This window comes from Kitasatospora sp. NPDC030952 (assembly GCF_055571335.1).
The window spans coordinates 96,153-108,360 of the sequence record NZ_JBVIFM010000002.1 but is presented as its reverse complement, the minus strand read 5'-3'; the positions used below and the strand labels follow the sequence as shown (position 1 = coordinate 108,360).

10 protein-coding genes and 1 pseudogene are annotated in these 12,208 nt (G+C 74.0%); 4 read left to right on the top strand and 7 right to left on the bottom strand.

From position 1 onward, the window contains the following. Positions 1 to 137: 137 nt before the first annotated feature. Positions 138 to 1,760 (top strand): annotated as a pseudogene (gene ctaD / locus ACZ47G_RS05375) (aa3-type cytochrome oxidase subunit I); the annotation flags it as partial. Between the two features lie 305 nt (positions 1,761 to 2,065). Next, a complete protein-coding gene (locus ACZ47G_RS05370) occupies positions 2,066 to 2,611 on the top strand; it encodes a hypothetical protein (protein ID WP_465740134.1) in 546 nt (181 codons plus the stop codon). A 105-nt stretch (positions 2,612 to 2,716) separates the two neighbouring features. Here ACZ47G_RS05370 and ACZ47G_RS05365 read toward each other — a convergent pair whose 3' ends face one another. Continuing rightward, complete coding sequence (locus ACZ47G_RS05365) at positions 2,717 to 3,100, bottom strand: peptidoglycan-binding domain-containing protein (RefSeq protein ID WP_465740133.1); 384 nt, start codon at positions 3,098 to 3,100, stop codon at positions 2,717 to 2,719. A gap of 249 nt (positions 3,101 to 3,349) precedes the next feature. On the opposite strand from ACZ47G_RS05365, the gene ACZ47G_RS05360 reads away from it, so the two are divergent. Then, on the top strand, positions 3,350 to 4,066 hold the full coding sequence (locus tag ACZ47G_RS05360) for a response regulator (RefSeq protein WP_465740132.1): 717 nt from the start codon (positions 3,350 to 3,352) through the stop codon (positions 4,064 to 4,066). 226 nt (positions 4,067 to 4,292) lie between these two features. After that, positions 4,293 to 4,706: a hydroxyphenylacetyl-CoA thioesterase PaaI gene (gene paaI / locus ACZ47G_RS05355; protein WP_465740131.1), complete on the top strand. Its 414-nt coding sequence runs from the start codon at positions 4,293 to 4,295 to the stop codon at positions 4,704 to 4,706. A 42-nt stretch (positions 4,707 to 4,748) separates the two neighbouring features. Here paaI and ACZ47G_RS05350 read toward each other — a convergent pair whose 3' ends face one another. The 6 genes from ACZ47G_RS05350 to ACZ47G_RS05325 all read right to left on the bottom strand — a co-directional run bounded on the left by ACZ47G_RS05350 (position 4,749) and on the right by ACZ47G_RS05325 (position 12,203). Beyond that, entirely contained in the window at positions 4,749 to 6,008 is a 1,260-nt protein-coding gene (locus ACZ47G_RS05350) for a phenylacetate--CoA ligase family protein (RefSeq protein WP_465740130.1), read from the bottom strand. A 100-nt stretch (positions 6,009 to 6,108) separates the two neighbouring features. Next, positions 6,109 to 6,999: an SDR family NAD(P)-dependent oxidoreductase gene (locus ACZ47G_RS05345; RefSeq protein ID WP_465740129.1), complete on the bottom strand. Its 891-nt coding sequence runs from the start codon at positions 6,997 to 6,999 to the stop codon at positions 6,109 to 6,111. After that, positions 6,996 to 8,399: an MFS transporter gene (locus tag ACZ47G_RS05340; RefSeq protein WP_465740128.1), complete on the bottom strand. Its 1,404-nt coding sequence runs from the start codon at positions 8,397 to 8,399 to the stop codon at positions 6,996 to 6,998. The genes ACZ47G_RS05345 and ACZ47G_RS05340 overlap by 4 nt, the downstream gene beginning before the upstream one ends. Beyond that, a complete protein-coding gene (locus tag ACZ47G_RS05335) occupies positions 8,396 to 9,622 on the bottom strand; it encodes an AMP-binding protein (RefSeq protein WP_465740127.1) in 1,227 nt (408 codons plus the stop codon). The genes ACZ47G_RS05340 and ACZ47G_RS05335 overlap by 4 nt, the downstream gene beginning before the upstream one ends. After that, entirely contained in the window at positions 9,619 to 10,686 is a 1,068-nt protein-coding gene (locus ACZ47G_RS05330) for an ATP-grasp domain-containing protein (RefSeq protein ID WP_465740126.1), read from the bottom strand. Before ACZ47G_RS05330 ends, ACZ47G_RS05335 begins: the two co-directional genes overlap by 4 nt. After that, a complete protein-coding gene (locus ACZ47G_RS05325) occupies positions 10,683 to 12,203 on the bottom strand; it encodes a KamA family radical SAM protein (protein ID WP_465740125.1) in 1,521 nt (506 codons plus the stop codon). The genes ACZ47G_RS05330 and ACZ47G_RS05325 overlap by 4 nt, the downstream gene beginning before the upstream one ends. Between the last annotated feature and the right edge of the window lie 5 nt (positions 12,204 to 12,208).

The following is a 12,208-nucleotide window of genomic DNA, read 5'->3' as shown; positions in this document are numbered from 1 at the left end:
GGCGGGCCCAAGGGCCCTGGGGTGCACGGGGCGTGCGTTCGGATCATGGATCGCCATCCATTCGCACGACGTTCCGAAGGAGTGCGTCCTTGAGCGCCACCCAGGCACAGGGCGACCCCACCGCACCGCCAACGCCGCTGCCGGCCGGGCCGGTTCGGGCCCGCCGACCCGGCTCGGCCGTGGTCAGGCTGCTGACCACCACCGACCACAAGACGATCGGCACCATGTACCTGGTGTCCTCGTTCGCGTTCTTCCTGATCGGCGGCGTCCTCGCGCTGGTCATGCGCGCCGAACTCGCCCGGCCCGGAACGCAGATCCTCTCCAACGAGCAGTTCAACCAGGCGTTCACCATGCACGGCTCGGTGATGCTGCTGCTGTTCGCGATGCCGCTGTTCACCGGCTTCGCCAACTGGATCATGCCGCTGCAACTCGGCGCGCCCGACGTGGCGTTCCCGCGCCTGAACATGCTGTCCTACTGGCTGTTCATGTTCGGCTCGCTGATCGCCGCGGCCGGCTTCGCCACCCCGCAGGGCGCCGCCGACTTCGGCTGGTTCCTCTACGCGCCGCTGTCCGACGCCGTCCACTCGCCGGGCGTCGGCTCGGACATGTGGATCATGGGCGTCACACTGTCCGGCTTCGGCAGCATCTTCGGCGCGGTCAACTTCATCACCACCATCCTCTGCATGCGCGCCCCCGGGATGACCATGTTCCGGATGTCCATCTTCTGCTGGAACGTGCTGCTCACCTCGGTGCTGGTGCTGCTGGTCTTCCCGGTGCTGGCCGCCGCGCTGCTGGCGCTGGAGTGCGACCGCAAGTTCGGCTCGCACGTCTTCGATCCGGCCAACGGCGGGGCGATGCTCTGGCAGCACCTGTTCTGGTTCTTCGGGCATCCGGAGGTGTACATCCTGGCGCTGCCGTTCTTCGGGATCGTCTCGGAGGTCATCCCGGTGTTCAGCCGCAAGCCGATGTTCGGCTACGCGGGGCTGATCGCCGCCACGGTGGCCATCGCCGGGCTGTCGGTGACGGTGTGGGCGCACCACATGTACGTCACCGGGCAGGTGCTGCTGCCGTTCTTCTCCTTCATGACCTTCCTGATCGCGGTGCCGACGGGCGTGAAGTTCTTCAACTGGGTCGGCACCATGTGGAAGGGCTCGCTGAGCTTCGAGACGCCGATGCTGTGGACGGTCGGCTTCCTGGTGACCTTCCTGTTCGGCGGACTGACGGGCGTGCTGCTGGCCGCGCCGCCGATCGACTTCCACGTCTCCGACTCGTACTTCGTCGTCGCGCACTTCCACTACACGCTGTTCGGCACCGTGGTGTACGCGATGTTCGCCGGCTTCCACTTCTGGTGGCCCAAGATGACGGGCAAGAAGCTCGACGAGCGGCTCGGCCGGATCACCTTCTGGACACTCACCGTCGGCTTCCACACGACCTTCCTGGTGCAGCACTGGCTCGGCGCCGAGGGCATGCCCCGCCGGTACGCCGACTACCTGGCCTCGGACGGCTTCACGACCCTGAACACCGTCTCGACCATCGGGTCGTTCCTGCTCGGGCTGTCGATCCTGCCGTTCCTCTACAACGTCTGGAAGACCGCCAAGTACGGCGAACGCGTCACCGGGGACGACCCGTGGGGCTGGGGCCGCTCGCTGGAGTGGGCGACCTCCTGCCCGCCGCCGCGGCACAACTTCGTCAAGCTGCCGCGGATCCGCTCCGAATCCCCGGCCTTCGACCTCCACCACCCGGACATCGCGGCCCGGGACGTGCTGCAGCACACCGGGAAGCCGGCCCGGCACCTGGGCGACGTGGAGCCGGTGAAGTACGACCGGCCGCTGAGCCGGGCGGAGCGGGCGCGGGTGGCCTCGGCGGTCTCGTCGGCGTCGGCGTCGTCGGCGTCCTCTTCGTCCCCTTCGTCGTCCTCGGCCGCCGACGGCTGAGGACGCCTCCCGAACGCCGTCCCCGCCCGCGTCGCTGCCCCCGGGCGGGCGGGGACGGCACCCGTCTCCCGTGCTCCCGACTTCCGTGCTCCCCGTCTCCCGTGCTCCCCGCGACAAAGGAAGGCCGGCCCGTGACCCACACCGTCCTCGCCATCGGCACCGCCGCGCTCACCGCGAGCGGCTGCGTCTGGTACCTGCCCGCCATCGCCGACCTCCAGGCCGGTGCCGACCGGCCCCGCTCCACCCGCACCGCGGCGGCGGCCTGCGTGCTCTGGTGGGCGGCGCTCGCCCTGGCGGGCGGACTGCTGCTCGCCCTGCCCGACTGGCATCCGGCCGCCCAGGTGGCCCTCACCGGGCTGATCGGAGGTACGGCCCTGCGGGTGCGGGCACTGTGGGACCGGCGGGAGGAGCAGCGGGAGAGCGCGGCCGGCTGGGCAGCCCTCGACCCGGCCCTTGATGCCGGGCCGGTGCCGCGGAGTGGCCGCCCGGCGGCCGTCGCGCTGGCCGGCTGGCTGGTGGTGGGCGCGGCGGTGGCCTCGCTGGGGGCGGCGGCGATCCTGCTGTCCGACGGGGGCGGGCCGGCTTCGAAGGTGGCGCTGGCGGCGGTCGGCGGGGCGGGTGTGGCGCTGGCCTTCCTGCTGGTGGGGCTGGGCGACGTCCGGCGGCAGGACCGCTAGCGGCGGCTCGCCGGGTGCCGCGGCCGGGTGCCCGCGCCGCCGGGAACGGCGTCCGGCCCGCGCCGGATGGGGACGGCGCGGGCCGGGGACGGGGGTGCGGAGGGATCAGAAGTAGGTCGGGATGTAGGCGTAGCAGGGCTGGGAGTGGCTGTAGAGCATGTAGTTGCCGGTCTGCGGGCCGACGATGCCGTCCACGCCCACGGACGGGTCGGCGTTGTGCTGGACCTGCTGGAAGTAGGTCACCAGACCCTTCGTCTTCGGGCCCCAGATGCCGTCCTCCTGCACCCGGGCGCCGGAGTTGCCCACGACGTTGGCGACCCAGTTGTTGAGGACGGTCTGCACGCAGTGGACGGAGTTGTAGCTGTTCGGGTAGCCGTCGCCGATGTCCGAGACGCCCTGCGCTGCCTGGGCGGGGGCGGCCAGCGCGAGGGTGGCGGCCGCGGTGGCGAGGGCGAGCGTCGTCTTGAGGGCGAGCTTCGTCCGCTTCATGAGGGTCTCCTCCGGTGGGCCCGGCACGGCGTCCGGGCAGGCGGTGATCAGCCAAGCAGTGCGCCGGACGTCCCTCCAGGGCGTTGCCGTCCCGGGACGGCCAGGGGGACGGCGGGGGACGGCGGGGGACGGTGCTGCGGACCGCGGCGAATGGGGTCGTTGGGCCCTGGGCCCGTGCCGCCCGGCGGGGGATGATGCGGTGGGCCCCGCTGGGAGTGTGCGGGGGTGTGACGAAGGTGGAGCCGCGTGATGGCGACCAAGGCGGAGGGGGCCGGGGCTCCGGCGCCGGTCCGGGTGTTCCTGCTGGACGACCACGAGGTGGTGCGCCGCGGGGTGCACGACCTGCTGGACGGCGAGCCGGACCTCGAGGTGGTCGGCGAGGCCGCGACGGCCGAGCAGGCGCTGGTCCGGGTGCCGGCGCTGCGGCCCGACGTGGCGGTGCTGGACGTCCGGCTGGGTGACGGGGACGGGGTGTCGGTCTGCCGCGAACTGCGGTCGCGGATGCCCGATCTGGCCTGTCTGATGCTCACCTCCTTCGACGACGAGGAGGCGCTGCTGGACGCCGTGATGGCGGGCGCCGCCGGGTACGTGCTGAAGCAGATCAGCGGTACCGACCTGGTGGCCGCGGTCCGTACCGTCGCCTCCGGCCGGTCCATGCTCGACCCCGGCGCGGCCACCCGGCTGCTGAACCGGCTGCGCAGCGACGCCGAGCCCGCCCAGCCGGTGACCGCCGGTCCGGGGCTGACGGCGCGCGAGCAGGAGGTGCTGGCGCTGATCGGCGAGGGCCTGACCAACCGGCAGATCGGCGAGCGGCTCTACCTCGCCGAGAAGACGGTGAAGAACCATGTGTCCCGGCTGCTCGCCAAGCTCGGCGTGGAGCGGCGGGTGCAGGCGGCGCTGATCGCCACCGAGCTGCGGCAGTCGGCGGCGGCGCAGTCCTCGCCGCTGCGCTTCGGCCGGGGCTGACGGGCGCCGGCCTGACGGGCGCCGGGCCTGACGGGCGGCTGGTCCACACCGTCGGCGCCCTCCCGGCCGTGCCGCCGGTGTCCTTCCGGCTGGTGCCTGGCCGGGTGCTGGTCTCCGGCGGCAGCGGCGGGTCGCGAGGCCTGCTGACCGCGCATCAGACGGTGACCGGAGGCGGTCCGTCCCCTACGCTGGGCCGGACACCGCCGACGGAGGGACCCGCGACGCCATGTTCGACCCCGTGATCGCCGCGCTGTACGAGCGGGACGAGACCAGCCGTTCGCTGGGCATCGCCCTGGAGGAGGCGTCCACCGGGCGCGCGGTGATGCGGATGACGGTGGCCGCGACGATGGTGAACGGGCACGGTACGGCGCACGGCGGGTTCCTCTTCCTGCTGGCCGACGCCGCGTTCTCGTACGCCTGCAACAGCCACGGCCCGGTGACCGTCGCCCAGGCGGCGCAGGTGGCCTTCCTGGCCCCGGCGGCGGTGGGGGACGAGTTGGTGGCCGAGGCGGTGGAGCGTTCGCGGGTCGGCCGCACCGGGATCTACGACGTGACGGTGCGCAGGGCGGCGGACGCCGCGGTGATCGCCGAGTTCCGCGGGCAGAGCGTGGCCATCGGGGGCCGGCCGCAGGGCGGTTGAGCGGCCGGCCCCCGTGCCGGCCCAGTGCCGGCCCCGTGCCGGTCAGTTCCGGGGGCGCTCGTCCAGGACCTGTTGGAGCTTGCCGGTCCGCGGGTTGGTGACCAGCTCCGAGCGCGGCACCCACTCCACCGAGAGGCCGTGGATGTTGCCGACGGCGACCTCCGCCGGGTAGAGCGGCAAGGCCTCGTGGACGGCGGCGACGAGCCGGCCGGCCAGTTCGGCGGGCGGGGTCGGTCCGAGGTGGCCGAGCCGCAGGATGACGCCGTCGCGGCCGTCCCAGCGCCGTTGCACCAGTTGCATCCCGGCGATGTGCCGGTCCGGGTCGGCGGCGAGCAGGACGGCGCGGATCTCCTCGGTGGGCAGGGTGACGGTGCCGACCCGGGCGCCCTCGGTGGAGCGGCCGAGCAGCCGGAAGCGGCGGCACTCGCCGTCGACCCACTCGGCGCGGTCGCCGGTGGGGTAGCGCAGGATCGGCATCAGGGTGCGGAACAGGTTGGTGACCACGACCCGGCCGGGGGTGCCGGGGGTGGTGACGGGCTCGCCGGTGACCTCGTCGAGCAGTTCCACCACGGTGCGGTCGGCGAAGGCCTCGTGGACCCGGACGTCCTCGCCGGGGACGGGCGCGCCGACCAGCCCGGCGTCGTTGGAGGCGTAGCCGACGGAGGCGACGGCGGCCTTCGGGAAGGCCCGGGAGAGCAGCGGGCGCAGGTCGGCGAAGAGCAGGTCGCCGCCGAACAGCAGCAGTTCGACGCCGTCGGCGGTCTCGCCGCGGGCGAGCAGGCACTCGGCGACGGCGCTGAGCTTCATCGGCTCGCCGGCCAGCACGTGCACCCCGAACCCGGCGATCAGGTCGGCGATGTAGCCGTCCGGGGCGGCGCCGCCGACGCCGAGGCGCACGTTGTCCACGGGGGCGTGGTGCAGGGCGTTCTCGATGTAGAGGAAGCCGCCGTAGAGTTCGCCGGCGACGAAGAGGTTGGCGACCCGGTGTCCGGGGCGCAGCCCGGCCCGGACGAGTCCGGCGCCGAAGGCGGTGACGGAGTCGGCGTGTTCGGCGCGGGTCCACGGCGAGAACTTGGGGACGCCGGTGGTGCCGCCGGTCTTGTAGACGCCGGCGTCGGTGAGCGGGCCGGTCAGCACCCGGTTGTCGGGCCAGGTGTTGGCCGTCCAGAACGTGGTCTGGTCGATCACCGGGAGCTGGTCGAGCCGGTCGGCGCCCTCGGGCAGGTCGCGGTAGAGCTCGGCGTAGAAGGGCGAGTTGGCGCGGGCGAAGCGGATCAGCTCGGCCAGGGGCTTGGCGGGCATGGCGTGGCTCCCGGGGTCGGTGGTGTCAGTGAGGTCAGTGAGGTCAGTGGTGGCAGTGAGGTCGGTGGTGTCAGCGGTGTCGGTCGGGTCGGTGGGCGGATCAGGAGGGGGACCGGCCGAGCCAGCCGCGGGCGAGGGTCTGGACGGCGGAGCCGTCGGGGTCGGCGAGTTTGGCGGCCAGGTAGTCGGCGGCCCAGGCGTTGGCGGGCACCCGGAACGGTGGCCGGCGGGCGCACAGGGTGCGCACCACCACCTCGGCGACCTCCCGGGCCGGCTGGCCGGCCGACTCCCAGCCCTGGCCGCCGACCCATTCCAGGTAGCCGGCGAAGGTGGGCGCGTACGGGCCGGAGGCGGCCTGGACGGTGCTGCGGTCGATGTCGGGGAAGACGCCGAACCCGGTGTCGGGGACGAAGCCGGGCACCACCACCGACACCCGGACGCCGTGCGCCGCGGCCACCGGGGCGAGTGCCTCCATGAAGCCCTCGACGGCGAACTTGGCTGCGCAGTACGCCTCGTTGAAGGGTTGGCCGATCACGCCGTGCACGCTGCCGACGGTGACGAGCCGGCCACCGGCGGCGCGCAGCAGCGGCAGGGCGGCCCGGCTGACGGTGGCGACGCCGAAGAAGTTGACGTCCAGGTTGGCGCGCAGCGCCGCGTCGGTGGACATCTCCAGGGTGGGGTCGGAGTTGGAGACGCCCGCGTTGTTGACCACGGCGTCCAGCCGCCCGTACCTGCGGTGCACGGCGCTCAGGCAGTCGGCGACGGATCCGGGATCGGTGACGTCCAGCCGGCGGACGTCCAGGGTGACCCCGGCCGCCTCGGCGGCGGAGCGCAGCGCCCCGGCCCGGGCGGGTTCGCGCAGGGTCGCGACGGTGGTGTAGCCGGCCCGGGCCGCGGCGACGGCGGTGGCCAGGCCGATGCCGGAGGAGGTGCCGGTGATCAGCAGGACCCGCCCGGCGGGGTCCACGGGGTCGGGCCCGGTCACGGTCACGCGGTGTCCCCCACGGCGTCCCCCACGGCGTCGTCCACGGCGTCGTCCGCGGTGTCCTTCACCGCGGTCGCCCCGGCGCGCCCGGCCGCGTCCAGCAGCGGCTGGAGGCCGAGGGCGGGGACGAAGGAGCAGGCCGCCAGCAGGGTGCCGCCGGCCATGGTGAACCGGGCGGCGTCCAGGACGCCGAGCGGTCCGGTGAGCAGCGAGACGGCCAGGCCGCCGATCAGCGCGGCGAGCGGGATCACCCCCCAGGTGACGGTGCGGAAGGCGGCGTGCATCACGCCCTGGTTGCGCGCGGACATCCGGGACTGCCGGGCCGGGGCGCTGCACACGTTGATGCAGGACATGAAGAAGCCGTAGCAGCCCATGGTCACGGCGATCACCGGGCCGGCCGGCAGCGCGGGGGCGGCGAGCACGCCGAGGCCGACCAGGCAGTGCAGCAGCAGCGACCAGGCCATCGTCCGGCCGAGGCCGTACCGCCGGGAGAGCCGGGGGGCGACCACGGCCCCGAGCAGCGCGCCGAGCGCCGCGACCGACATGGCCGCGCCGAAGACGCCGACCTGGACGCCCAGGCCGCGGTAGGCCAGCACGGGCAGCACGGTGACGAACACCGGGCCGCCGGAGTTGAGGATCACCGCCGCCAGCACCACCCGGCGCAGCACCGGGTCGGACCAGTTGAGCCGGAAGCCGAGGGTCAGCCGCTCCCGGACGGAGCCCTCGGTGACCGTCCGCTCGCCCCAGGGGCGCATGGACCGGAAGCAGACCGCCGAGACCAGGTAGCTGGCCGCGTCGACCAGCAGGGCGGCCACGCCGAGCACGCTGTAGAGGGCGGCGGCGATGGACGGCCCGGCGACCTCGGAGACCGAGCCGCTGCCCTCCAGCCGGGAGTAGGCGCGGACCATGGCGTCCTCGGGCACCACGGCGGGGACGGCGACCAGGTAGCCGACGTTGAAGAAGATGGTCGCGCCGCTGATCACGGCCACGCAGCCGAACAGCAGCGGGGTGGAGAGCACGCCCAACGCGTAGGCGAGCGGGATCGCGGCGACGGCGGCCAGCCGGACCAGGTCGCAGACCAGCATGGTGCGGCGCTTGTCCCAGCGGTCCACCAGCACCCCGGCGATCGGGCCGAGCAGCGGGATGCCGAGGTACTGGGCCATCGCCACCACGCCGACCTGGAGGGCGGAGGCGTGCAGCGCGAAGATCATCAGGGTCGGGACGACGAAGACGGTGACCTTGTCGCCGACCAGGCTGACGGTCTGTCCGGCCCAGAACAGTGAGAAGCCGCGCCCGAGCGGCATCGGGCGGGCCGAGCCGTCCGGGCGGGACGCCGTGGCCGGGTGGGACGGCGTGTCCGGGTGGGACGGCGTGTCCGGGTGGGACGGCGCCGGGTCCGCCGTCATGACTCCTCCCGGACGACCAGCGCGGCGGTCTTGCCGGTGCGGCCGTTGCTGACCAGCTCCGCCACCGGGCGCACCCGGAAGGAGCCCGGGTCGTGCTGGAAGGCGGTGCCGAGGGTGAAGGTGGCGGTGAACAGCTCGGTGCGCAGCCGTTCGACGTCGGGGGCGGGCGCCGGCCCGGCGGGAACCACCAGCAGTTCCACGCCGGTCGCCCGGCCGGCCCGCTCGGTGAGCACCACCTGGGCCCGGGCCACGCCCGGGGTGCGCTCGGCCCGGGCGATCAGCTCGTCCACGTCCAGCCCGAGGCCGCGCACCTGGACGACGCTGTCGCGCCGCCCCCGCACCCGCATGGCGGGCTCCGGGCGCCCGCACGGGCAGGTGGTCAACTCGCCCGCGTCGCCGGTGCGGTAGCGCAGCACCGGGTTGAGCATCGCCGGGTCCAGAGTGGTGAAGTCCAGCAGGCCGTCGGCGTCGGCGTGCACCAGTTGGTGCGGCAGCGGGTGGAAGAGGTCCGCCGGGCAGTCGGGGGTGTTGGTGCCGACCACCCAGGTCTCGGTGCTGCCGAACATGCCCCAGCGCCGGGCCTGCGGGGCGACCGCGGCCAGGTCGGCGGCCAGTTGCGGCTGCCAGGCCTCGCCGAGCCACAACACCTTGCGCAGCGCCGGGAGTTCGATCCCGGCGGCGCGGGCGTGGGCGAACCAGAGCCGCAGCACGCTGGGGGTGCCGCCGATGGCCGTCACCCGGCGGGCGGCCAGGAACTCCAGCCAGGCGCCGTACTCGTCCCCGGGGACGGAGCCGAGGGCGATGATCCGGCAGCCGGAGAGGTCGGCGAGCGCGGCGGCGAGGAAGTGCGCGCCCCACATCCGGCCGGCGCCCCAGGCGTTGACGAAGAGGTCGGTGCGGTCGAGCGGCTGCCAGTGGGCGTGCACCCCGGCCATGTAGAAGCCGGTGGGGGCGTAGCCGAGCTTCGGGGCGCCGGTGGAGCCGCCGCTCTGGAACAGCCAGGTGGCGGACTGCCCGGCGGCCGGCTCCAGGTGGGCGAGGGCGGTGTTGAGGTCGTCCTTGGCCAGCGGCGGGAGGTCGGCGAGCCGCTCCAGGGTGTCGGCGTCCAGGTGCGCCGGGTAGCGCGCGGCCAGGGCGGGGACGCTCCGCAGCCGCTCCAGGGTGCGTCGGGCCACGTGCAGCCGGGGCCCGGCGGTCTCGGGGGCGAGCGAGAAGGCGGTCATCGGGGGTCCGTCCGGTGCTGGGGGCCGAGGGGGAGGGAGAGCGGGCGGGCGCCGTCGGCGAGCCACTGGGCGTGGCCGTCCCGGTAGGCGGAGAACCGGGCCCGGGTGACGTCCCGTTGGAGGGTGCGGTCCGGGTCGGTGTGGTCGGGGGCGATCACGCCGTCCGGCTCCAGCTCGGAGAACCAGTAGCGCTCGCCGTCGTACAGGAAGTCGACGCAGAAGAACGGGATCGGCAGCCGTTCGGCGAACCAGGCGGTGGCGGCGGCGAGTTCGGGCGGCACCGGGGGGAACTCCATGCCCCCGCCGCGGCTGGCGTTGGCGACCGGGGAGCCGGGTTCGGGGGTGCGCTTCATCACCGCGTAGGGGCGGCCGTCGACCACGTACACCCGGTAGTCGATGGTGCCGTCACCCAGGTAGGGCTGGATCACCAGGCTGGTGTCGCCGCCCTGGGCGAGGCTGGCCAGGCCCCGGACGTCCTCGGGGCTCCGGGCCAGGTTGATCCCGCCGCCGCCGCACCAGCCGGCGGGCTTGACGATGGCCGGGTAGGTCATGGTGCCGAGCGCGACCTCGTAGCCGTACTTGGCGGTGTCCCGGCCGGTACCGATCCGCACGGTCGGGATGGTCGGCACCGGGGAGTCGGCCAGGAACAGCAGGGTGGCCAGCTTGTCGTTGCCGATCAGCGACACCTGGGGCGGGAACGGCAGGTAGAAGCCGGCCTGTTCGAGCACCGCGTAGAGGGCGTACTGGTTGAAGACGTCCATCGCCTGGTACGGCAGCGAGTAGAGCGCGGTGATGAAGAGGGTGTCCTCGGGGGTCACCGGTTCGTCGTCCACGTACACCCGGGGGCGGCCGGGGCCGGTGGCGTCCACGCTGACGGCGTCCGGGGCGTGCCGGCTCCAGCGCAGGCCGAGGTCGGCGGCGCTCTCGGCGTAGAGGTCCCAGAAGAAGCCGTGCCACATCTCGGCCATCCGGGAGGACTCCCGGTCGGGGAAGATCCAGCACATCCGGCGCAGCGGGCCGGCCGGGTCGCCGGGGCGGGGGCGCTCAGCGGTGCGGGTGCTCATCGGGCTCCTCGGGGTGCGGGGGACGACTCGGCCCACCAGCGGCGGCCGGCCTCGGGGAGGGTGTCCACCGGGTCGTAGTAGGGGTGGCGCCGGTCGAGCGCGGGCTCGTCGGCCGGGTCGTGCTCCAGGGTGGTGCGGTAGTTCTTGGTCCAGTACGAGATGCCGCGCTCGCGGTCGTACGCCACGGCCTGGTGCACCCAGCGCTTGCCGACGTCCGGGACGTCGCAGACCAGCCGGGGCGTGGCGTAGCCGGGCAGGTAGCCCATGATCGCCTCCTGGAGGTGCTGCGCCCGGTGCAGCGGGGTGCGCCAGTGCTCGGCGCCCGGGACGAGGTCGCAGAGGTAGAAGTAGTACGGCAGGACGTTGGCCTCGCCCTGGAGGGCGAAGCAGAGGTCCAGCAGGTCCTCCGGGGTGTCGTTGACGCCGCGCATCAGCACGCCCTGGTTGCGGACGTCCCGGACGCCCGCGTCCAGCAGCGCCCGGGCCGCCTCGGCGACCAGCGGGGTGACCGAGCGGACGTGGTTGGCGTGGGTGTGCACGGCCAGGTTGACGGCCCGGCGGGCGGCGATGCCGGCGACCCTGGCCACCCCCTCCAGCACCCGGGGCTGCAGCCAGTGCTGGGGCAGGCCCACCACGGCCTTGCTGGCCAGCCGGATGTCGCGGACCGAGCCGAGGTCCAGCAGCCGCAGCAGGAAGGACTCCAGGCGCGGCCAGGGGACGTTGGCGAGGTCGCCGCCGGAGACCACCACGTCGCGCACCGAGGGGGTGCGCTTGAGGTAGTCGAGCATCTGTTCCTGCCGGTCGGCGGGGCGCAGCAGCAGCCGGGTCTTGGCGACCTGCGGAGTGGAGGTGCCGACCAGGTCCATCCGGGTGCACTGGCCGCAGTACTGGGGGCAGGTGGCGGTCAGTTCGGCGAGCACCTTGGTGGGGTAGCGGTGGGTCAGGCCCTCGACGGCCCACATGTCCGCCTCGTGCAGGGAGTCCCGTTCGGCCCGCGGGTGGCTGGGCCAGTGCGGGTGGCGGTCGGCCCGGACCGGCAGCATGTAGCGGCGCACCGGGTCGGCCAGGAAGGCCTCGGTGAAGGCCCGCGGCTCGGCCGGGGCGGCGGCCGCCATGGTGTTCAGCACCTGGGGCGGCAGCAGGATCGGCATGGTGGCGAACTGGGCCTGGTCGGCGGCGAGTTCGTCGTAGAACCGGTCGGTGAGCAGCTCGCCGACGACGGCCCGCAGCTGGCGGGCGTTCTGGACGGAGTGGGCGCGCTGCCACTGGGCGTCGCGCCACTGCGCTTCGGTGACCCGCCGCCAGCCGGGCAGCCGGCGCCAGTCCGGTTCGACCAGCGGCGTGCGGACGTACTGGTACGGCTGGCGGATGGTGGGGCGCTCCGGCGGGTCGCCCGCAGCGTGGTCCGCCGGGTCGCCTGCAGCGTGGTCCGCCGGGTCGTTCGCAGGGTCGTCCGCAGGGTGGCTCGCGGAGTGGCCCGCAGGGCGGTCCGCCGGACGGTGCACTGGGTGGTCCACGGTGC